Raw genomic sequence first — 21134 nt, forward strand, 5'->3', positions numbered from 1 at the left:
GAGTGTGGCTCTTTTCGGTTCTCGGGGTCAGGCGTCGGTGTCGGCGGCCGCGACGGCACCGTGCCCGCGTCGAAGGCGGCTGACGACCGCCACGAGGAGCAGGGCGGCGAACGGCAGGGTGACGGCGAAGGCATTGACGGCTCCCGTGCTGCCGGTCATGAGCGCGACATTGTCGATGAGCAGGTACGTCACAGTCCCGAGCAGGAGTGCGGAGACGGAGGACGCCGCAACGACCCAGCGGTCGCGCGAGGACTGCTGCCTGCGCCAGAAGAAGACGACGACGGCTACCGCCGTCAGGGTCATCAGCACAATGATGCCGAGGACACCGGGCGTGCTCATCCAGACCGTCATGTTCGTGTAGGGGTCGAGGCCCACTGCGGTGAACAGGAAGACTGCGCCGACGGTGATGATGGCCTGCAGGTTGCCGTTGTTCGGGGAGCGGTACACGGGATGCACGCGCGACATCCTCTTGGGCAGCATGCCCTCGCTGGACATGCTGTGCCCGTAGCGGCTGATGGCGTTGAAGTAGGCCAGGCCGGAGGCGATGCTGCTGGTGACCATCAGGATCTGCGTCACGTCGCCTGCCCAAGTGCCGACGTAGCGTTCGGCGACCAGGTAGATCATGTCCGTCGGGTGGTCACCGGCCGCCGTCGCGATGGCCGAGTCACCGAAAGCCTGGACGATGGCCCAGCTGACGAAGCAGTAGAAGACGGCCAGAAAGCTCAGGGAGACATATGCGGCGCGGGGGAGGGTGCGCTCGGGGTTCCTGGTCTCCGCTCGATAGATCGCGGTGTACTCGATACCGAGGAAGGCGCCGAACCAGACGACGGACGACGCCGCCATGCCGGAGGTGAAGACGTTCGACGGGGCGAACGAACCGGCGTGGATGCCCTCGCTGCTGCCTCCCTCGACCAGCACGCACACGGCGATGACGGCGAGGATGCCGATTTCGGCGAACAGCAGGACTCCCAGGACCTTCGTGCCGATGTCGATGCCCCGCCGCCCCAGGTACCAGATGATCACCTGAAGGACGACAGCGATGATCGCCCAGTGGACGTGGAGGCCGAAGAAGTTGTCGATCAGTGACTGGGCGACCGTAGCCAGAATGCCCATCGCGCCCACCTGGATCGCCAGGTAGGAAATCAGCGCCACCGCGGCGGCCCCGCGGCCCAGGTCCTTGCCCAGCCCGCGCTCGACGTAGGCGTAGAACGTACCCGGGCGGTGCATGTACCGGGTCATCGCCATGAAACCGGCGACGAAGGTGGCGAGCACCAGGCCGGCGAGCACGAACCCGGCCGGGGCACCGAGCCCGCCGACCATGTAGCCCAGAGGGCCGTAGCCGGCCAGGAGATTCAGCGGGGCGGCGGCTGAGATGACGAGGAAGGCCACCGCGGTCACCCCGAGCACACCCGCTTTGAGGGTGTGGACGTGACTGTCCGTGCTTCCACGCTCGGAGTTCGTTTCGATGGTGCCGTCGGCAGTCGGTGGCATCGGGGGTTCCCTTCGGGCAGGTAAGGGCGGACAAACCGGAAGGCAGAGCAAGTGACGGGATACGGTCCGCCCGGTGTCCGGCTGCGCCTGTTGATGACGGCGGGACGGACGCGCGAGGGCAATGGAGTGACGGCATGGGCGCCGCGGAGACGACGGGGCGTGACGACAACCCCGCTTTAACATGACGGTGTCATAAAAACCCGGAGCTGGGGCGGCGTCAAGAGGGTGAATGCAAAAATGGCGACCACCGACCTCCGGCACGGCTCTGACCAGCACCGGAGCAGGGCAGTCGCAACAGTCGCCGAGTCAGGCGTAACACGGGAGGAAGCGTGCCCAAGATCGTCGACCACGGCGAGCGCAAGAAGGATCTCGCCCGCGCCCTGTGGGCGGTGGTGGAACGCGAGGGCATCGAGGGGGCCACGATCCGCTCCGTGGCCGCTGAGGCAGGGTGGACGCGGGGTGTGATCGCCCACTACTTCCGCGACCGTGACGACTTGCTCCTGTTCGCCTACAGGCTGGCTCTCCAGCGCGAGCAGGAGCTGGGCCCGACGTCAGAGACACCCCCACTCGAACGCCTCGTCGGCGTTCTTCTCCGCGCGCTCCCCGTGGATGCCCAGTCGCGACTGGACTTCAAAATCTGGCTCGGGTTCATGGGGCGAGTGGCGGACCATCCGGCGCTCGCCGAGGCGGTACTGGAGGACCACCAGGACTATCAAGGCCGGATACGGGGACTGGTCGAGTCCTGCATCGAGGAAGGAATCCTTGTCCCGCCCTGGGAGGCGGCCCGCGCGGCCTTGACCCTGGCCACATTCGTCGACGGCCTCGGCGTCATGGCCGCCCTGGACCCGGCCACCTACTCCTCCGCCCGGCTGGAGCAGGAGGTGCGGGGCTTCCTCCAGAGCTGGAGTCCGCACGGAACGGCCACGCGGGACGCGTCCCTGCCCTCGCCTTCCGGCTCAGATGTACCGAGTCCCGAGGTCCGCGACTGATCCCTGCCGACCGTAGGTGAACCGCCGCACCCCAGGGCACATGTCCAAAACGCTGGCGCACCGAACCAGATTGCAAAATTCCCTGGTTTCGAAGTGTAGTGTGCGGACCTCCCTCGGGGGTCCTACACGCGGAGGTATTGCTCATGCCACGGCAGCACGATGACCGGAGCGCCGATCCGGAGGCCCCCAAATCCGGGGCGGCCCTTGACTCCGTGGACGAGAAGTTGATCAGACTTCTCACGGCGAACGGGAGGGCCGCGTATGCGGAACTGGGCGCCGGTGTGGACCTGTCGGGGGACGCGGTCCGTGAGCGGCTCAAGCGCCTGATCGCAGAAGATGTCATCCAGGTAGTGGGGAGCATCCCCGCCCCCCTGCTCGGGCTGGAGAGCTTCGCACTGCTCGGCATCACGGTGAGCGGCCCGGCCCTGCCCATCGCTCGCGCGCTGAACGCGCTCCCGGCAGCCGATCTCGTCGTACAGACAGCCGGGGTGTTCGACATCGTCGCCGAGCTGGTGGCCCGGGATGACCGCGACCTGCTGCGGATCCTCGATGAATCGGTCCGCACGCTGCCCGGCGTCGCCCAGTGCCTGACCATGCAGTACCTCTCCGTGGAGAAGTACGAGCCCGCCGGGTCGCATCACGTTCTCCTCGGCGGCGCGCGGCAACACCCCCCGGTCCCCCGTCGTTCCGCCGATGAACTCGACGAGGCCGACAGGGCGCTGATCCGGATACTGCAGCGGGACGGGCGCGCCAGCTACCGCCAACTCGCCGAGGAGTCGGGCGTCCCGTACGCCCAAGCGCGCCGGCGGGTGCTGCGCCTCCTCGACAACGGCCTCGTGCAGATCGTCACCATCACCAACCAACTCCGCTACGGCCATCGGGTGCAGGCCGGCGTGGGAGTACGCGTGCAGGGCCCCCTGCCCGAGGTCGTGGAGCGACTGCGTCAGGTGCCGGAGATCGATGTCGTGGCCGCCACGATCGGCCCTTACGACCTCCTGCTGGAGGTGAGTTGCGCCGACAGGGCCGATCTGTACCGCCTGACCGGGAGCGTCCTGCGCGGCATCCCGGGGGTGCTGACCACGGAGACCTTCAACTACATCGACATCCACAAGCTTCCGTACACCTGGTCCGCCCTGTAAAACCCCGCGAGAAAAAGGCTTCCACGGTGAGGTAGATCTGCAAAATTAGCGCCTCAAGTTGCACGCGTTCGTTAGATTCCCTTGCCGAACCAGTCTCCTCATGTCATTGTGAGGGCGTCCGACGCTGCCGTGCCCCTACGGCGCAGCAGTGAGTTGCCGCGGGTTCGTAAGGGGAAGTCGATGACCAGGTCACGCACCGTCGTGGTCACCGGAGGGGCGTCGGGCATCGGTGAAGCCGTCGTCCGTCGTTTCACGGCGCGGGGGGACGAGGTCATCGTTCTCGACCGCAGGAAGCCAGGCTCCCCGGTTCACTTCGTCGAGACCGATCTGAACGACTGCTCGTCGATCGCCACGGCCGTGGACGCGCTGGACCGGCCTGCCGATGTCCTGTGCAACGTGGCCGGGGTCTCCGGAGCCTCCCCGGTCCCGCTGATCCTCGGCGTCAACTTCTTCGGGCTGCGCCACCTGACCGACCGGCTGGTGCCGCGCATGAACGAGGGCGGCGCCGTCGTCAGCGTGGCGTCCACCGCCGGCTGGTACTGGCGCGATCACCTCGCCGAGGTGACCCGGCTGATCGAAACGCCCGACTTCCGAAGCGGCGTCGACACAGGCGCCGCCCTGCTCCGCGACGGCAAGGACGCCTATGCGCGCAGCAAGGAGGCCCTCATCGTGTGGACCTCCCTCGCCGCCCAGCGCTACCGCGGTCACGTGCGCCTCAACACCGTGAGTCCGGGTGCGGTCGAGACTCCCCTCCTGCCCTCGTTCTACGCGTCGATGGGACACGCGGAGCTGGACCCCCTGACGGAGCTCGCCGGAGGACGCAATGGGCGTCCCGACGAGATTGCCGCTGTCGTCGAGTTCCTGGCCGGCGACCGGGCCACGTGGGTCAACGGCACCGATGTCGTGGCTGACGCAGGAGCCGAGATGGCGTTCGCCCTTCGTCAGAACTCCGCCGCCTGACCGGTGGGGTGTCCGGGCGTTCGCCGGCGGACGATCAGAAAGAAAGTGAGACACGGGTCATGAGCACCAGCATTGCCGGAGACCGACCGGTGAGTTCGCAAGAGCAGACGTCGAGCCCCGGGGGCCGGCAAGTGCGGATCGCCGGCCGGCGTGAGGCGGCCGAGGGCGTGGTGGAGCTGACCCTCGTACCGGCCGAAACGGCCGACGGGCCGTTCGAGGCATGGGAGCCCGGCGCGCACATCGACCTCGTCCTGCCGTCGGGAACGGTCAGGCAGTACTCCCTGTGCGGGCCCGGGGAACGCTCCGACGAGTACGTCGTGGCCGTGCTCCGGGAGGCGGATGGGCGAGGCGGCTCCGCCGAAGTACACGACCGGCTCACCGAGGGCTCACTGCTGTCCATACGCGGACCTCGCAACCACTTCCGCCTGGCCGAGGCCGACCGGTATCTCTTCCTGGCCGGCGGCATCGGTGTCACTCCGATCCTGGCGATGGTGCGGCGAGCCGCCGCCGCGGGGACTCCCTGGACGCTCATCTACGGCGGGCGGACCCGGTCGTCCATGGCCTACACGGACGAACTCTCCGAACTGGCCGCCTCCTCCGGGGGCGAGGTGGCGCTGGTGCCGCAGGACGAGCTGGGGCATCCGGACTTCGCCGCCGCCTTCGCCGACCTGCCCGAGGGAACCGCGGTCTACGCGTGCGGTCCCGAGCCGATGCTCCAGGCCGCCGAGACACTCAGCGAAACGTTGCTGCCCGCCGGCACGCTCCACCTGGAGCGCTTCGGCGCCAAGCCCGTGCCCGACAGCGGGCGAACCGACACCGACACCTCGTTCGAGGTCGAACTCGCACGCTCCGCACGGACACTGACCGTTCCGGCGGACAGGCGGCTGATCGACGTGGTCCGAGAAGTCGTCCCGCAGGTCCCCTTCTCCTGCGAAGAGGGCTACTGCGGCTCCTGCGAGACGGCGGTCCTCGACGGCACGCCCGACCACCGTGACCAGGTCCTCACCCCGGAGGAGCGCGACAGCAACGAGACGATGATGATCTGCGTCGGCCGCTGCCTGTCCCGCAAGCTCGTCCTCGACCTCTGAGCCGTTCGGCACCCCTCCCTTCCCACAGCCAGCAGAACAGGCCGAACCTCATGCATGACATAGACACACCCACGAACCCGGCCCTGCCGGAGTTTTGGACACAACCGGATCCGCAGGCGGCGTTCGCCGCGATGCGCCAGGAAGGCGCCGTGCACTGGCACCACGAACCGCCCTCCTCCTGGTTCCCCGAGGGCGGCCGGGGGTTCTGGTCGGTGGTCCGCTACCAGGAACTGGTCGAGGTCAGCCGCGACCAGGACACCTTCACCTCCGCTCACGGCACCGAAATCGTCGACATGACGCCGGAGATGGTCCACATCTTCGGCGGGATGCTCAACATGAGCGGCGCCGCGCACGCCCACCACCGGGCCATCGTCAACCGCGTCCTCACCCCCCGCACCGTCGAGGCCCTCAGCGACACGATCCGCGCACACGCCCGCCGGTGCATCGACCGCGTCGCCGACAAGGGCTCGTGCGACTTCATGCAGGACATCGTCGGTGACTTCCCGGCGCAGATCATCTGCGAGCTGCTCGGCGTCCCCGCCGACGACCGGCCCCGGCTCGTCGCGCTCACCGGCACCGCACTGTCCGCGTACGGCACCGCCGAGGCGTACGACGCCATGCTGGAGATCATCGCCTACGCCGAGGAACTGGTCGCGCGGGCACGGGAACAGGTCGACGACTCGGCCTCGTTCCTGCGACGCCTGCTGGCCGCCGAGGTCGACGGGCAGCGGATGAGCGACCACGAGATCGCGGTGTTCTTCGCCCTATTGGTGACCGCCGGCATCGAAACGACGGCGACCAGCATCGGGCAGGGCATGTACGCCCTGTCGCTCCACCCCGAGCAGCGGCGTAGCTGGCAGGGGAACTTCCATCGGCTCGCGCCGCGCGCGGTGGAGGAGATCGTCCGCTGGGTGACCCCGGTGATGTACTTCCGGCGCACCGCGACCCGAGACACGCAGATCGCCGGGCAGCCGATCGCCAAGGGCGACAAGGTCGTGCTCTGGTACACCTCCGCGAACCGCGACGAGCGCGCGTTCGAACGGGCCGGTGAGCTCGACTTCGAACGGCCGGAGGAGCAGCACGTGGCTTTCGGCGGCGGCGGCCCCCACTTCTGCCTGGGGGCGGTACTGGCCCGCAAGGAGATGACGATCTTCTTCGAGGAACTGTTCGCCCGCCTGCCGGACATTGAGGTCAGCGGCGAACCGGTGCGCCTGCACTCCAACTTCGTCAACGGTCTGGCCTCCCTCCCGGTGAGGTTCAGCCCGGCATGAGCGTGCTCCTTCCCCGGACCGTGCTGGCGGTGCCCGCCTCCTCCGAGCGGTTCCTGCACAAGGCCCGGACCTCCACCGCCTCGGTCCTGATGGTCGACCTCGAGGACGGCGTCGCCGCCACTGGCAAGGACGAAGCGCGCTCGCTGGTACGCACGTCGGCACGCCCGCTCGCCTCGGCACGACGACGGCTTTGGCTGCGCGTCAACGCGGTCGGTTCAACACACCTGGCCGCAGACCTCACCCTCGCGAACACGCAGAGAGAACACCTCGACGCTCTCGTGCTGCCCAAAGCCACCCCCGACACTGTGCGCGAGATCGCGGCCCGCACGGACCTGCCGATCGTGGCGCTTGTCGAAAGCCCCGACGGAGTCGAGGACGCCCGCGCCATCGCTGCCCACCCGGCCGTACGGGCCGTGATGTTCGGCGAGCTGGACTACCGTGCGGAACTCGCCGCGGCGGGCGGGCTCCGCGCCCAGGACACCTCCTGGGCCCAGGCGCGTATCGTGAACGCGGCGGCCTGCGCCGCCATCCCGGCGATTGCCGGCCCCACCGCCGCTGTCGAGGACGAGCCCCGGCTCCGGGCCGACTGCCAACGACAGAGCGACCTCGGCTTCACCGGCAAGCTCTGTATCCACCCAGCTCAACTCGAGCACGTACAACGGGCGTTCGCTCCCTCGGCCGACATGGTCGCCTGGGCACGCCGCGTGACGACCGCCGCGGCCGACGCACCCGCCGACGGCGCGATCGCCGTGGACGGATCCATGGTCGACAAACCCGTCGTCGACCGCGCCCGTCGCATCCTCGCGGAAGGCCGGCAATGAGCGAACAGAACACAGCCCACCCCTGGGACGGCCCCTACGGCGACGACTTCGTCATCGGTGAACCCCTGCCCAACGCGCCGGCCATCACCATCGACGAGGGCACCGCCGCCCTGTACCAGGCCCTCAGCGGTGACCCGGCCCGGCTCTCCCTCAGTACACCGCTGTCGCACGCGGTCACCGGCGCGGACGCGCGAGTGGTGAACTCGGCGCTCGCCCTGCAGGTCGCCATCGGTCAGTCGACCGTCGCGACGAAGATCGTCATCGCCAACCTCTTCTACCGCGACGTCACCTTGCACCGACAGTTGCACATCGGAGCGACGGTGACCTCGACCGTCACCCCCGTCGCCCGTGCCTTCACACGCGACAACGGCAAGGGCAGACGGGCCAAGGTCCTGCTCTCCATCGAGACGCGTGACGAGCACGGTGCCCTGGTCGCCTCCCTGGAGCGTCTGGCCCTGCTGCCCCTGCGCGACCAGGGCCGCCTGGAAGAGGCCGGAGACATCGGCAGCGCCGACTCCACCCGCCCCCTCACAGACTTCCTGCCCGCCGTACCCGGGCACTGGGATCTCGCCCGGCTGTCGCGAGCTCCGCTGCCCGCCGAGGGCTTCCAGGCGGCCGATCCGCTGCGCGACTCGATCAGCGGCGCCCTGGACCTCGTACGCCTGACCCAGAACCAAGCCGCCGCCCATCGCGATCCCGCCCGCGGGCAGCGAGGCCGACGGCTGGTCTACGGAGGGCACACTGTCGCACTCGCCCAGGCGTCACTGTCCCGGCTGGTGCCGGGGCTGGCAGCGGTCGTCGGCTGGCGCTCGTGCGACCACCTCGCCCCCTGTTTCGAAGACGACCTGCTGTCGTTCGACCTGACCTTCGAAGACATCCTGCCGGTCACTGACGGTGCGCTCATCGGCTTCCGGCTCCGGGGACGGACCCTGGGGCCCGAGGCCGAGCCGGTAGACGTCCTCGACTTCCGCCCTGTGGCGCTGGTCGCCGGCACTTCTGGAGGGACCCATGTCTGACGGACTCCACTTGCTCGACGGCATCCGTGTGGTGTCGCTGGAGCAGTTCATCGCCGCCCCGTACTGCACGCAGATGCTGGCCGACGCGGGCGCTGAGGTGATCAAGGTAGAACGGCCCGGGTCGGGGGACCCCCGTCGCTGGTACGACCCCAAGGTGGGACCCGACGACGACTACATCAGCGGCGGCTTCGCCTCGTACAACCGCGGCAAGAAGTCCGTCGAGCTGGACCTGAGTGCCGAGGACGACCGGGAGATCTTCGACCAACTCCTCAGGACGGCCGACGTCCTGGTCAGCAACCTGCGCCCGGGCTCCCTCGCCCGGCAGGGGCTGGCACCCGATGTGCTGCGCGAGCGCCACCCCCGCCTGGTGATCTGTGAGATCTCCGGCTTCGGCACGACTGGCGGGCCGTACGCGCAGTGGCCGGCCTTCGACTCAGTCATCCAGGGCATGAGCGGCCTGTCCAGCCTCATCGGTGAGCAGGACGGCCCGCCTGGTCTGGCCCCGATGGGCACGATGGACCTGATGTCCGGCATCTACGGCACCATCGGCATCCTCACCGCCCTTGTCGGCAGGGCCGCCACCGGTCAGGGCTCCCATGTCGACGCCGCGATGTACGACATCGGCGCGGCCTTCCTGGAACGCCCCCTGACGCTGCACGAGTACACCGGTGAGGTGCCCACGCGCGGCATCGACCGCTTCAGCCCGGTCGGTGCCTTCCGGGCCGGCGACGGAGCGTGGGTGTCCATCGTCATCCCCACCGACGAGATGTGGCGGCGCTGCTGCGCCGCGCTGGGGAATCCGGAGCTGGAGACGGACCCTGAGCTCGGTACCACCCTCAAGCGCGCGGAACACATGGCGGACCGCATCGTCCCGCTGCTGGAGGAGTGGGCCAAGGACATGAACCGCCACGAGGCGGCGGCGGCGCTGCGTGCCGCGGGTCAGCCGGCCGGAGTCGTGCAGACCGTCGCCGACGTCCGCGCCTGTGCACAGCTCGCCCACCGCGGCCTGTTCGCCCCCATCGACGACGAGCGCGCCCGGCGCCCGGACGGATCGGTTCTCAGCCTGCCACGCCTGCCCCTGCTCTTCGACGGCCAGGGAGCGCGACCAGGGCCGGTGCCCCGACTCGGCTCCGACAACGACGAGTTCCGCCCGAACCATCCCGCAGAGGTGTCCTCGTGATCCCTACCACTCCCACCGACCTCTTCATAGACGGGACCTGGCGGAAGGCCGCGAACGCCGGCACCTTCCAGGTGGAGGACCCCGCCACCCAACAGGTCATCGCCGAAGTCGCCGACGCGGATGTCGAGGACGCCAAGGCAGCCGCCGCGGCAGCCGCCGCCGCGCTCCCGGCCTGGAGCCGGCGTCCTCCCCGCGAGCGCGCTGAGATCCTGCGCCGTGCCTACGAGTTGGTGATCGGCGCGAAGGAGCAGCTCTCGGCGCTCATCACCGCCGAGAACGGCAAGGCCCGCGCGGATGCCGAGGCAGAAGTCGTCTACGCGGCGGAGTTCTTCCGCTGGTACAGCGAGGAAGCGGTCCGGATCGACGGTCACCTCAGCCTGTCGCCGGCCGGTGACAAGCGCATCATCGAGATCTCGCAGCCGGTCGGTGTGTCCCTGCTGCTCACTCCGTGGAACCTGCCGGCCGCCATGGTCACGCGAAAGGTTGCACCCGCGCTCGCCGCGGGCTGCTCGGTCGTCGTCAAACCGTCCTGGCAGACACCGCTGACCGCGCTGTTCCTGGCCAGGCTGCTCGCCGAAGCAGGCGTTCCCGCCGGAGCGGTCAATGTCGTACCGACCTCCCGTGACGTCACAGTGACCGCCGAGCTGGTCGCCAACGGCCCGGTGCGAGCCCTGTCCTTCACCGGATCCACCCGGGTCGGCAGCGCCCTGCTCGCGCAGGCCGCCGAGCGCGTGCTGAAGACGTCCATGGAACTGGGTGGCAACGCCCCGTTCCTCGTCTTCGAGGACGCGGACATCGACGCGGCGGTCGCCGGAGCGCTGGTCGCCAAGATGCGTCACAATGCCGAGGCGTGCACCGCGGCCAACCGGTTCTACGTGCACAGATCCGTGCACGACGAGTTCGTCTCCCGCCTCGCCGACGGCCTCTCCGCCCTGGAGGTCGGGCCCGGCACCGTTCCTTCCGTGCAAGTGGGCCCGATGGCATCCGCATCCGCGCGCGACGCGCTGGGCGAGGCGGTGCAGTCCGCCGTGGACTCGGGAGGCAGGGTCGTCCTGGGTGGCAGCGCTCCAGATGGCACGGGCTACTACTTCCCACCCACCCTGATCGACGACGTCCCGCCGACCGCCCCCGTGCTCGGCCACGAACTGTTCGGTCCGGTCGCTCCCATCGTCTCCTTCGACACCGAGGACGAGGCGATCAGCATGGCCAACAGCACCGAGATGGGGCTGGGCTCGTACGTATACACGCAGGATCTGCGTCGTGGACTCGGTGTGGCGGAGCGGCTGGAGTCGGGCATGGTCGGCCTGAACACTGGGGTCTTCTCCGACCCCGCAGCTCCGTTCGGCGGGGTCAAGCAGAGCGGCATCGGCCGCGAAGGCGGTCGCCACGGCATCCACGAGTTCCTGGAGACCAAGTACATCGCCACCCAGTGGTGACGGCCATGACTCCGTCATCGACACCGGAGAGTGAACAGCCATGACCACCCGTCTCGCGCCTGTCGTGCGCGACAACCTCCTGGCCTCCACCCGCGCCTGGCTGGAGAAGCCGCCGCTGGAGCCGTTCATCGGCGGTTCCTTCCGCACTGCCCGCTCCGACGACCGCATCGCGGTGATCGACCCGGGCACCGGACTACCTCTCACCGAGTACGCCGCCGCGTCCGCCCAGGACGTGAACGACGCCGTGGCAGCCGCTCGCACCGCCTTCGACGACGGCCGCTGGAGTGAACTCGACCCCGAGCAGCGGGAGTCCGAGCTGCGCCTCCTGGCCGACCTGCTGGAAGGGACCACGGAGACCGTCGCCCAGCTCGAAGCGCTGGACACGGGCAAGACCCTGGCCGAGGCCCGACTGGACGTCGACGAGGCCGTCGCAGTGCTGCGCTACTACGCGGGTTGGGCCACGAAGGTAGAGGGTGCTGTCTATCCCGCACCTCGCGCTTTCCTGGCGACCGGAACCCGCGAGCCGCTCGGGGTGTGCGCAGCGATCACGCCCTGGAACTATCCGCTGCCCATCCTGATGTACAAGCTCGCGCCCGCACTCGCCTTCGGCAATACGTTCGTCGCCAAGCCGTCCGAACAAACGGTGCTGTCGACCGCGTACTTCGCCCAGTTGTGCGCACAGACCGGCATCCCGGACGGTGTGGTCAATGTCGTACCCGGTGCCGGCGCGACCGGTGCGGCCCTCACCGCGGCCGAAGGCGTCGACAAGATCGCCTTCACCGGCTCGACCCGCACCGGCCAGTCGGTCATGCGCGCCGCCGCCACCACGACGACCAGAGTGAGCCTGGAACTCGGCGGCAAGAGCCCACAGATCGTCTTCGCGGACGCCGACATGGACGCAGCCATCGAGGGCGTGATGGCCGGCATCTGGACCAACGCCGGCCAGGTGTGTATCGCCGGCAGCCGCCTGCTGGTCGACCGCCGCATCCACGACGAGTTCGTCACCGAGCTCCTGCGGCGGACGGCGGGCGCGACTTCGGTCGGCCACGGTCTGGCTCCCGGCACGACCATGGGCCCGCTCATCTCGGCCAAGCAGCGTGACCATGTCGTCACGCTGGTGGCGAAGGCCGTCGCGGAGGGCGCCGAAGTACAAACCGCCTGCTCGTTGCCGGCGGAGGACGGTTTCTTCGTCGCCCCGACCCTGGTCACCGGTGTCCGCCCGGGTCAGACCGTCGAGCAGGAGGAGGTGTTCGGGCCCGTCCTGAGCGTGCTGCCCTTCAACGACGAGGCAGAGGCGATCCGCCTCGCCAACGGCACCGCCTACGGCCTGGCCTCCTCAGTGTGGAGCAAGGACGTCTCCCGGGTGCACCGCGTCGCCCGCGGCCTGCGCGCCGGCACGGTCTGGGCCAATACCTACGGCATCTTCCACCCGACGTTGCCCTTCGGCGGCGTGAAGGCGTCCGGATTCGGCCGTGAGCTCGGCTCGGCCGCCGTCGACCACTACACCGAACTCAAGACCACCGTGATCGGTCTGTAGCCCACCCCGCAGTCGGCCGCCTGTCGTCACCAGCCACACCTGGCCCCCCGCGCACGCCCGCACCCTGCATCCCCACGACACAAAGGACAGCGCAGTGAGCCTCCCCCTGCCCTCGCAGCCACGGGTCCACCTCGACCAAGTGGTTGGCCAGGTCGACTTCACCCAGGTCCCCCGCTTCGCCGGACCCACCACGTTCGCATCTCTTCCCCGCCCCCACGAAACCGGAGACCTGGACGTCGCGGTCGTCGGCGTGCCCTTCGACGCAGGTGTGAGCTACCGTCCCGGCGCCCGCTTCGGCCCGCAGCACATCCGCATCAGCTCCCGTCTGCTACGGCCGTACAACCCGGAGGCCGACGCCTGGCCCTTTCTCGGCCAGCAGGTGGTCGACCTCGGCGACATCGCCGCCCACCCGTACGACATCCCGGCCGCCATCACAACCATCGAGAACGGCACCCGCGCCGTTCTCGAACGCGCCGGGAAGCTGCTCGTCCTCGGCGGCGACCACACCATCGCCCTGCCCGTCCTGCGGGCCCTGCACGCCCAGCACGGGCCGGTCTCCGTCCTGCACTTCGACGCACACCTCGACACGTGGGACACCTACTTCAACTCGCCCTACCTGCACGGCACCCCCTTCCGCAGAGCCGCCGAGGAAGGACTGCTCGACCCCCAGGGCTGCATGCACGTCGGCATCCGCGGCGGCCTGTACGGCCCGGGTGACATGAAGCAGGACCGCGCCCTCGGATTCGTGCCCATCCGCTGCGAGGAGATCGAGGACATAGGCGTGAGGGACACCATCGAGCGGATGCGCGCCCGCCTCCAGGACCGCCCGGTCTACATCTCGGTCGACATCGACGTCCTGGATCCCGCCTTCGCGCCGGGCACCGGTACGCCGGAGTCCGGCGGGCTCACTTCCCGCGAACTGCTCATGATGCTGCGCGCGACGAGTGGGCTGAACGTCGTGGGCGCGGACATCGTCGAAGTGGCCCCCGCCTATGACCACGCCGAGATCACCGGCGTGGCCGCCGCCCATGTCGGTTACGAACTCCTCTCCGCCTGGGCGCCCAAGCCGACACCGGGGCGAGCGCCCGACACGACGCGCGGAGCCTGACTGCGGCCGGCTCGGCAACCGGGCGAGGGCTCGGGAGGGTTGTAGAGGTTCAAGCCGTAGGACTTGACAGGGAATGCAGCTCGTACAGGGGCACCGCGAACACGAGCCGGTCGGATCGCGGACTGGATTGACGGGTTCAGGGGATGAGAACCGGCTTGATCGTCCTACCTGACAACGAGTCGGCCTCCGCGGCGTTGACCTCCGCGAGCGGGTAGGTGCGGACGAGCCGGTCGAACGGGAACCGGCCTTCCCGCCAGACCTGCGGACGCTGGAGGAGGCCGGCTTCGTCCGCAAGGACGCGGGCGGACTCTACGCCATGGGCTTCCAGCTCATCGCCTACGGCCAGCTCGCACTCGACCAGGTCGAGGCCCGCTCCCTCGCCCATCCCGTCCTGCAGGAGCTGGGCGAGCGCCACGGTCACACCGTGCACCTCGGGGAACTCGTCGGCGACCGCATCGTCTACGTCGACAAGATCGACGGCCGCGGCAGTGTCGCCATGGGATCGCGTATCGGCCTCCCGGCCCAGACCCACACCGCGGGTGTCGCCAAAGTGATCACCGCCTACCAGGACCCGGCGACCCAGGAACGCATCCTCGGCCAGGCCACCTTCGAGCGCTACACCGACACCACACACACCACCCGGGACTCCCTCGTCGAGGAACTCCGCGAGGCCCGCGCCCGCGGCTGGGCCGAGGACAACGGCGAACACGAGGAATACATCAACTGCGTCGCCCTGCCGGTCTTCGACGCCCGCGGCAAGGTCACCCACGGGATCTCCGTCACCGCGCTGTCCGCCGTCGCCCCGCTCACCGAACTCCGCACCCACCTCGACGAGTTCCGCTCGGCCGCCCAGCGGATCAGCACCGAGCTGGGCTGGAAAGGAAACACTCATGACCGCCACTGATGTCAGTGCCGGCTTCTTCGCCCGGCACCTGTCCGCAAGCCCCGTGATGGGCATCTTCCGCGGCCAGGATCCGAGCGCCACGGTCGAACTGTGCCGCCGCGCCTGGGATTTCGGCGTCGAACTCGTGGAGATCCCCGTACAGTCCGACGCCGCGCTCCCCTCCTTGAGAGCCGCCGTCGAAGCCGCCCGCGACCACGGCAAGCAGGTCGGGGCCGGCACCGTCACCACCGTGCGGCGGCTGCGGGCCGTCCAGGAGATCGGCGCGGCCTTCACCGTGGCGCCGGGCCTGCACCGGGAAGTCGTCGACGCGTCCGCGGACGCCGGACTGCCCCACCTGCCCGGCGTCGCCACCGCCACCGACATCGCCACCGCCCAGGCCGCGGGCCACACCTGGCTCAAGGCGTTCCCCGCGCAGCAGCTCGGTGCCGACTGGATCACCGCGCAGCTGGGTCCGTTCCCCGACGTCCGCTTCGTCGCCACCGGCGGCATCAGCGCCGACAACGCCGCCGAGTTCCTGTCGGCAGGGTGCGCGGCGGTCGCCGTGGGGTCCGCGCTGGCCGATCCCTCCGCTCTTCCCCGGCTACGGGAAGCGGTGAGTCCCATGCGCTGACCCACACCGTCCAACGACCCCGCCCGCACCACGCCGCGCGTCGCCCCACGTGACACACGGACCGCTTCCCCGAAGTCCCCCGCTCCCTGAGCCGCGGAACCTCCACGTCTCCGCCGCGGCCGGAGAGAACACAACGCCGCACTCCGGCACGGCGCATCGCGTCGCACCGGAGCCGGCACACACCGACACACCGACCGACGGGCCCTCCTGCCCGGAGACCGGTCCGCACGGCCGTACGACAGCGGTCCGACGGCCATGACACCCTTTCCCGTCTGTCGCAGAGGCCCCCGGCACGCCCTCCCGGCGTTCCCCGCGCGATCCCCTCCACCGACAGCGTCCCCGCCGCGCCGGCCCACCCCTTCCCGGCGCGCGCCAAGAGCCGCACACCCCGTACAGGGGCGTCGCGCTGCACTTCAACGGCGAAATCAGCAAGGCGATCCTGAAGAGAGTCCTCATGGCACACACACCTTCCTCATCCGAATTCGACCCGAAGGCCGTCAGACGCGTCGTCGTGGCGAGTTCCATCGGCACGGTCATCGAGTGGTACGACTTCGCGCTGTACGGCGTGGCGTCCGCCCTGGTCTTCGGCCCGCTGTTCTTCCCGGGCCAGAGCTCGGTGGCGGGAAACCCTCGCGTCGTTCGCGGTGTTCGCGGTGGCGTTCTTCGTCCGGCCCATCGGCGGCCTCATCGCCGCCCACGTCGGCGACCGGGTCGGGCGCAAGCCCGTCCTGATCTTCACCATCACCCTGATGGGAGTGGCCACCGTCGCCGTCGGGCTCTTGCCCACGTACGACACGGTGGGGGTCTGGGCCCCCATCCTGCTCCTGATCACCCGCATCCTCCAGGGGATCGGCGCGGGCGCCGAGTTCGCCGGGGCCGTCACGACCGTCGCCGAGTACGCGCCCGCCCGGCGGCGTGGCCTCTACACCTCCTTCGCCCAGGCGTCGGTCGGTCTCGCCTTCGTGCTCTCCACCGGCTTCTTCTCGATCCTGGCCACGATCCCGGAGGACATCCTGCTCGGCTGGGCCTGGCGCGTCCCCTTCCTGGCCAGTGTCGTCATCTTCGGGGTGGCCCTGTTCATCCGGCGCCGTATCGAGGAGACCCCCGATTTCGTCCGGACCAAGGAGGCCATCGAGGACATGGCTGCCGAGAAGTCCCCGGCCCGCCGGATTCCCGTCGTGCAGGCCCTGCGGGAGCGTCCCCGCCACCGGATCGTGGGGCTACTGTGCGGTTCCGGGCTGAACGTGGCCGGCTATCTCGTCAACACGTTCTCGCTCAGCTATCTCAAGAACACACTGGGGGTACCGGCGACGGTGGCGACGGTCGGTGTGGTGGTGGCCGTGGGCAGCAGCATCGTCGCGGTGCCCCTGTTCGGCCGGCTGTCCGACCGGGTGGGACGCGCTCCGGTCATGGCCGGCGGCGCCATCTTCACGGCGCTCTACATCCCGCCGTACTTCCTGCTGCTCCAGACGGAGCAGCCCGTGCTCATCGTCGTCGCCATGACGCTCGCCTACGGTGTCGGGCAGAGCGCCATGCTCGGTTCGCAGTCGGCCTTCCTGTCCGAACTGTTCGAGACGCGCTACCGCTTCACTGCGATCGCCTTCTCCCGTGAGCTCAATGTGATGGTGCTCGGCGGTACCACCCCGTTCATCGCGACCGCGCTGGTGGCCGCCACGGACGGACCCTGGCTGGTCATCGCCTTCGTCATCGTGTGTCAGGCGCTGACCCTGCTGGCCCTGCTTCTGGCCCGCTCACCGCGGCCCCGGGCCGAGCGCGAGGACTCCGAGGAGGCGGGCGGGAACGGCCGGACGGCGGTCACCTCGGCCGTCTGAAGGAACCCGGCGGCCCCGGGGCAGCCTGCCCCGGGGCCGCCGGTACGCGTCGTACGGCCGGATCCCCGGTGGCCTACCTTCCGCAGCGCAGCGCGCGGGTGTCGACGGTGTCCGCCATGACCCGCATGCCCGTGTCGTTCGGGTGGAGATGGTCCCCGCTGTCGTACGCGGGCAGCATCCGCTCCGGGGCCGCCGGGTCGCCGATCGCCGCGTCGAAGTCGATGACGGCGTCGAACGCGCCGCTCTCCCGGATGAACGCGTTGACCTCCTGGCGCACCGCCTCGCCGGCCGCGTTCCACTCGCGCCAGCCCTGGTACGGCATGACCGTCGCCCCGACCGCGCAGGCGCCCGCGGCGTGGGTGCGGGCGATGATCTCGCGGTAGCCGTCGATCATCTCGGCGGCGGTGGGCGCCGGGGTGGCCTTGATGTCGTTGACGCCTTCGAGCAGGATCACCGTCCGCAGGCCGCGCTGCGACAGGACGTCGCGGTCGAGCCGCTTCAGCGCGCTCTCCCCGGCCCCGTCGGTGAGGACCTTGTTGCCGGAGATCCCCTCGTTGGCGACGCCCTTGACGGTGGTCCGCCGGTCGTCGCCGAGCCGCCGTGCGAGGAAGTCGGGCCAGCGCCGGTTGGTGTCGGCGGTGGAGCTCGCGCCGTCGGTGATCGAGTCACCCAGCGCGACGACGGCGCCGGTGCCGCGCGGCGCGTCGGTCACCACGGCGTCGAGGTAGTAGCGGAAGCTCGTGCGCTGGGTGTACGCCGTGCCGGCGTCCTCGGCCGCGTGGTCTCCGGCGGGGGCGATGTACGAGGTCTGAAGCCCCATCCGGTGGCCGGTGGCGGTGCCGGACGCGTCCCGTACGTACAGGCTGACGGCCAGGTCCGCGTACGGCCGTACGGTGCCCGGCAGCGGATCGCTGTAGACGGAACCGCCCGCCGGTACGGTGACGGAGGCGGCGCCGCGGAAGGTCAGCGCGCGGTTGGTGCCGGGCACCACGGCGGCGCCCGAGTCCACGGCCCCCGCGTAGGCGCGGCCGAAGGTCACCGGCTGCTCGCCGAAGGCGTTGGAGAGCCGGATCCGCAGCGCGCTGCCGCCCGCGCTGGTGCGGACGACGACGCGGTGGGTGCGTTCGGGTACGGCGGTGTCCAGCCGGTCGGCGCTGGCGGCCCAGGTGACGACGGGGGTGGTACGCGCGGCCGGCGCGGCGGTGGCCTCCTGCGGGACGGTGGTGACGGCACCGAAGGCGAGGGCGCCGAGGGCGAGGGCGACGGCCGCGCGGCGGGCGCGGCGAGGTAACTCCACACTTCTCATTGCGGGTTGAAGCCTCTCGTGACGACAGTCGTGCCCATGACATAAAACGGGGCCACCTCCAGGGGTGACCTCACTCCATGACACGGATGCCGGGCGCCTCCGGTTCGACGCCCTCCGCGTCCACGTGCGGCAGGAGCCGGTCCAGCCACCGGGGCGTCCACCAGGCGGCGGAGCCCAGCAGGGTCATCACCGCCGGGACGAGCAGCAGCCGGACGATGGTCGCGTCGATCAGGACGCTGACGGCCAGGCCGAGGCCGATCATCTTGACCACGATGTTGTCGCTCAGGATGAACGCGGCGAAGACGCTGACCATGATGAGGGCGGCACAGGTGATCACCCGCGCGGTGATCTCCAGACCGTGCGCGACGCTCTCCCCGCTGCGGTGGGTACGGCGCCAGGCCTCGTGGACCCGGGAGAGCAGGAAGACCTCGTAGTCCATGCTCAGCCCGAAGACGATGGCGAACATCATCATCGGCACGTAACTCTCGATGGGCACGGTCCCGTTGACGCCCAGCGCGGGCCCGCCCCACCCCCATTGGAAGACGGCGACGACGACGCCGTACGACGCCGCGATCGAGATGAGGTTGAGCACGGCGGCCTTGAGCGCCACCAGGACCCCGCGGAACACGAGGAGGATGATGAGGAAGGCGAGGGCGACCACCACGCCGATGATGAGCGGCAGCCGGGCCGAGTTGAGGTCGAGGAAGTCCTCCTGGGCGGCGGTCGTGCCCGTCACATAGGTCGCGGCCGCGGTGCCGGCCGCGCCACGCGGCAGCACGTCGTCCTTGAGGTGGCGGAAGAGTTTCGCCGTCCCGGCGGACTGGGGCGAGGTGCGGGAGAGCGCCGTGGCCGTCAGCACCTCGCCGTCACCGGCCGGGGTGAGCGGGCTGATACTGGCCGCGCCGGGGACGTCGGTGAGCGCCTTCGTCAGGTTGGCGGCGAGCGCCGAACGGTCGGCCGGCGGCACCTCGCTCTGGTCGACGACGAGGGTGAGGGGGCCGTTGGCACCGGGCCCGAAGCCCTCGGAGATCAGGTCGTACGCGCGCCGGTCGGTGAAGCTCGTGGGGGCGGCCCCGTCGTCGATGTGGCCCAGGCGGATGGAGAACAGGGGGATGGCGAGGACGCCGACGATCACGACGCCGCCGAGCAGGAACCACCACGGACGGTGCTCCACGCGCTGGGCGTACCGGTGCCAGCCGCCCCCCGTCCCGGTGGGGACCCGGGTACTGCCGCCGTGCCGCTCGGCGCGGACGAACCCCGGGTCGGAGACGCCCTCCGCCACCGGGCGGCGGACCCGGTAGCGGTCGATCCGGCGGCCGGCGAGCCCGAGGAGGGCCGGGACGAGGGTGAGCGCGCCGAGGACGGCGGTGATGACGGTGACGGCCGCCGCCGCGCCGAGCTTGCCGATGAAGCCGATCCGGGAGACGTACAGCCCCGCCAGGGCGACGATCACGGTGCATCCGGAGACGAGTACGGCCCGGCCGCTGGTGGCGACGGCACGGCCCGCCGCCGTCACCGGGTCCGCGCCGTCCATCGACAGCTGGCGGTGCCGGGTGATCAGGAAGAGGGCGTAGTCGATGCCGACGCCGAGTCCGATCATCGTGGCGAGGGTGGGCGAGACGCTCGCGAAGGTGAAGGCCGCGGCGATCAGGCTCAGGCAGGCCAGCCCGACGATGACCGCGATCAGGGCGGTGAGCAGCGGGATCCCGGCGGCGATGACGCTGCCGAATCCGATCAGCAGGACGATCACCGCCACGGCGAACCCGATGGCCTCGCTGGTCAGGTCCGCGGCTTTCGGGCGGGCGAGTTCACCGAGCGGTCCCCCGTACTCGACCTGGACGCCCGCGGCGCGCAGCGGCCGCACCGCCTGGTCGACGCGGTCGAGATACGAGTGGGGGAACGAGGTGGGGTTGGCGCTGAAGCGGACGCTGATGTAGCCGGTCCGCCCGTCGGGGGTGAGCGCTCCGGTGGGCGGCGAGGAGGGCGTGGCGGGCAGCGGACTGACGGCGGACAGGACGTGCGGGAGCTTCTGGAGGGAGGCGACCGTCTGGTCGATCTGGCTCCGTACGGCGGTGAGGGACTGCTTCCCGTCGTGCAGGACGACCTGGGCGCCGACGCCGCCAACGCCGGGCGCGTGTGCGCCGAGCACCCGGGCACCGGTGTCCGACTGGGTTCCGGGGAGGGTGAAGTTGTCGGAGTACGTACCTCCGAACGTGTTCTGCAGCGCGTGCAGCCCGCCGAGGGCGACCAGCCAGGCAACGACGACCACGACGACATGACGGGCGCACCACTCGCCGACGCGCCGCAGGAGGCCCGGCCGCGTCCGGTTCGCCGCCGCCGTTCCGTCCGTACCGCCGCGTGCGGCCATGCGTACCCCCAGAGGGTGCGTAACATCAGCTCACCATCATCAATACGCCATATGCGACAAACAGGGTTGTCTTTGCGT

At 70.0% G+C, this 21134-nt stretch carries 16 protein-coding genes and 2 pseudogenes; 14 read left to right on the forward strand and 4 right to left on the reverse strand.

The features are described from left to right. Positions 1-27 precede the first annotated feature (27 nt). Complete coding sequence (locus tag AB0P17_RS19650; RefSeq protein WP_365812593.1) at positions 28-1491, reverse strand: APC family permease; 1464 nt, start codon at positions 1489-1491, stop codon at positions 28-30. A 329-nt stretch (positions 1492-1820) separates the two neighbouring features. On the opposite strand from AB0P17_RS19650, the gene AB0P17_RS19655 reads away from it, so the two are divergent. The 11 genes from AB0P17_RS19655 (at position 1821) to speB (ending at position 14036) form a co-directional block, all read left to right on the forward strand. Continuing rightward, a complete protein-coding gene (locus tag AB0P17_RS19655; protein ID WP_365812595.1) occupies positions 1821-2480 on the forward strand; it encodes a TetR/AcrR family transcriptional regulator in 660 nt (219 codons plus the stop codon). Positions 2481-2623: 143 nt separating this feature from the next. Next, entirely contained in the window at positions 2624-3619 is a 996-nt protein-coding gene (locus AB0P17_RS19660; protein WP_365812596.1) for an Lrp/AsnC family transcriptional regulator, read from the forward strand. 180 nt (positions 3620-3799) lie between these two features. Continuing rightward, complete coding sequence (locus tag AB0P17_RS19665; protein ID WP_365812598.1) at positions 3800-4579, forward strand: coniferyl-alcohol dehydrogenase; 780 nt, start codon at positions 3800-3802, stop codon at positions 4577-4579. A 59-nt stretch (positions 4580-4638) separates the two neighbouring features. Beyond that, positions 4639-5667, forward strand: a complete 1029-nt coding sequence (locus AB0P17_RS19670) for a PDR/VanB family oxidoreductase (RefSeq protein ID WP_365812600.1) — start codon at positions 4639-4641, stop codon at positions 5665-5667. A gap of 50 nt (positions 5668-5717) precedes the next feature. Then, complete coding sequence (locus AB0P17_RS19675; protein ID WP_365812601.1) at positions 5718-6938, forward strand: cytochrome P450; 1221 nt, start codon at positions 5718-5720, stop codon at positions 6936-6938. After that, positions 6935-7759: an aldolase/citrate lyase family protein gene (locus AB0P17_RS19680; RefSeq protein WP_365812602.1), complete on the forward strand. Its 825-nt coding sequence runs from the start codon at positions 6935-6937 to the stop codon at positions 7757-7759. Before AB0P17_RS19675 ends, AB0P17_RS19680 begins: the two co-directional genes overlap by 4 nt. Further along, positions 7756-8775, forward strand: coding sequence for a hypothetical protein (locus tag AB0P17_RS19685; RefSeq protein WP_365812604.1), 1020 nt, complete (start codon positions 7756-7758; stop codon positions 8773-8775). Before AB0P17_RS19680 ends, AB0P17_RS19685 begins: the two co-directional genes overlap by 4 nt. Continuing rightward, positions 8768-9955 (forward strand): CoA transferase, encoded by a 1188-nt coding sequence (locus AB0P17_RS19690; protein ID WP_365812606.1) that lies wholly within the window; start codon positions 8768-8770, stop codon positions 9953-9955. Before AB0P17_RS19685 ends, AB0P17_RS19690 begins: the two co-directional genes overlap by 8 nt. Next, positions 9955-11391: an NAD-dependent succinate-semialdehyde dehydrogenase gene (locus tag AB0P17_RS19695; protein WP_365812714.1), complete on the forward strand. Its 1437-nt coding sequence runs from the start codon at positions 9955-9957 to the stop codon at positions 11389-11391. Before AB0P17_RS19690 ends, AB0P17_RS19695 begins: the two co-directional genes overlap by 1 nt. Positions 11392-11431: 40 nt before the next feature. Beyond that, complete coding sequence (locus AB0P17_RS19700; RefSeq protein WP_365812608.1) at positions 11432-12928, forward strand: aldehyde dehydrogenase family protein; 1497 nt, start codon at positions 11432-11434, stop codon at positions 12926-12928. Positions 12929-13022: 94 nt separating this feature from the next. Then, a complete protein-coding gene (gene speB, locus AB0P17_RS19705) occupies positions 13023-14036 on the forward strand; it encodes an agmatinase (RefSeq protein ID WP_365812610.1) in 1014 nt (337 codons plus the stop codon). A gap of 136 nt (positions 14037-14172) precedes the next feature. On the opposite strand, the pseudogene AB0P17_RS19710 reads toward speB, so the two are convergent. Beyond that, positions 14173-14295 (reverse strand): annotated as a pseudogene (locus tag AB0P17_RS19710) (NAD(P)-dependent alcohol dehydrogenase); the annotation flags it as partial. A gap of 57 nt (positions 14296-14352) precedes the next feature. Here AB0P17_RS19710 and AB0P17_RS19715 point away from each other — a divergent pair. From AB0P17_RS19715 to AB0P17_RS19725, 3 genes and pseudogenes are all read left to right on the forward strand, one after another. Next, entirely contained in the window at positions 14353-14940 is a 588-nt protein-coding gene (locus tag AB0P17_RS19715; protein WP_365812613.1) for an IclR family transcriptional regulator, read from the forward strand. Next, positions 14927-15550, forward strand: a complete 624-nt coding sequence (locus AB0P17_RS19720) for a bifunctional 4-hydroxy-2-oxoglutarate aldolase/2-dehydro-3-deoxy-phosphogluconate aldolase (protein ID WP_365812614.1) — start codon at positions 14927-14929, stop codon at positions 15548-15550. The genes AB0P17_RS19715 and AB0P17_RS19720 overlap by 14 nt, the downstream gene beginning before the upstream one ends. 620 nt (positions 15551-16170) lie before the next feature. Further along, positions 16171-17382, forward strand: a pseudogene (locus AB0P17_RS19725) (MFS transporter); the annotation flags it as partial. 73 nt (positions 17383-17455) lie between these two features. Here the strand turns inward: AB0P17_RS19725 and AB0P17_RS19730 are convergent. Next, positions 17456-18679 (reverse strand): SGNH/GDSL hydrolase family protein, encoded by a 1224-nt coding sequence (locus AB0P17_RS19730; protein ID WP_365812616.1) that lies wholly within the window; start codon positions 18677-18679, stop codon positions 17456-17458. Positions 18680-18758: 79 nt separating this feature from the next. Further along, a complete protein-coding gene (locus tag AB0P17_RS19735) occupies positions 18759-21056 on the reverse strand; it encodes an MMPL family transporter (protein ID WP_365812618.1) in 2298 nt (765 codons plus the stop codon). Positions 21057-21134 lie beyond the last annotated feature (78 nt).

The organism is Streptomyces sp. NPDC088124 (genome assembly GCF_040685895.1).
Lineage (GTDB): Bacteria > Actinomycetota > Actinomycetes > Streptomycetales > Streptomycetaceae > Streptomyces.

Bases quoted from the DNA above. Each gene is read 5' to 3' on its own strand.
- AB0P17_RS19650 (WP_365812593.1), bottom strand. From the start codon at position 1,491: ATGCCACCGACTGCCGACGGCACCATCGAAACGAACTCCGAGCGTGGA.
- AB0P17_RS19660 (WP_365812596.1), top strand. From the start codon at position 2,624: ATGCCACGGCAGCACGATGACCGGAGCGCCGATCCGGAGGCCCCCAAA.
- AB0P17_RS19665 (WP_365812598.1), top strand. From the start codon at position 3,800: ATGACCAGGTCACGCACCGTCGTGGTCACCGGAGGGGCGTCGGGCATC.
- AB0P17_RS19670 (WP_365812600.1), top strand. From the start codon at position 4,639: ATGAGCACCAGCATTGCCGGAGACCGACCGGTGAGTTCGCAAGAGCAG.
- AB0P17_RS19675 (WP_365812601.1), top strand. From the start codon at position 5,718: ATGCATGACATAGACACACCCACGAACCCGGCCCTGCCGGAGTTTTGG.
- AB0P17_RS19680 (WP_365812602.1), top strand. From the start codon at position 6,935: ATGAGCGTGCTCCTTCCCCGGACCGTGCTGGCGGTGCCCGCCTCCTCC.
- AB0P17_RS19685 (WP_365812604.1), top strand. From the start codon at position 7,756: ATGAGCGAACAGAACACAGCCCACCCCTGGGACGGCCCCTACGGCGAC.
- AB0P17_RS19690 (WP_365812606.1), top strand. From the start codon at position 8,768: ATGTCTGACGGACTCCACTTGCTCGACGGCATCCGTGTGGTGTCGCTG.
- AB0P17_RS19700 (WP_365812608.1), top strand. From the start codon at position 11,432: ATGACCACCCGTCTCGCGCCTGTCGTGCGCGACAACCTCCTGGCCTCC.
- AB0P17_RS19715 (WP_365812613.1), top strand. From the start codon at position 14,353: ATGGGCTTCCAGCTCATCGCCTACGGCCAGCTCGCACTCGACCAGGTC.
- AB0P17_RS19720 (WP_365812614.1), top strand. From the start codon at position 14,927: ATGACCGCCACTGATGTCAGTGCCGGCTTCTTCGCCCGGCACCTGTCC.
- AB0P17_RS19735 (WP_365812618.1), bottom strand. From the start codon at position 21,056: ATGGCCGCACGCGGCGGTACGGACGGAACGGCGGCGGCGAACCGGACG.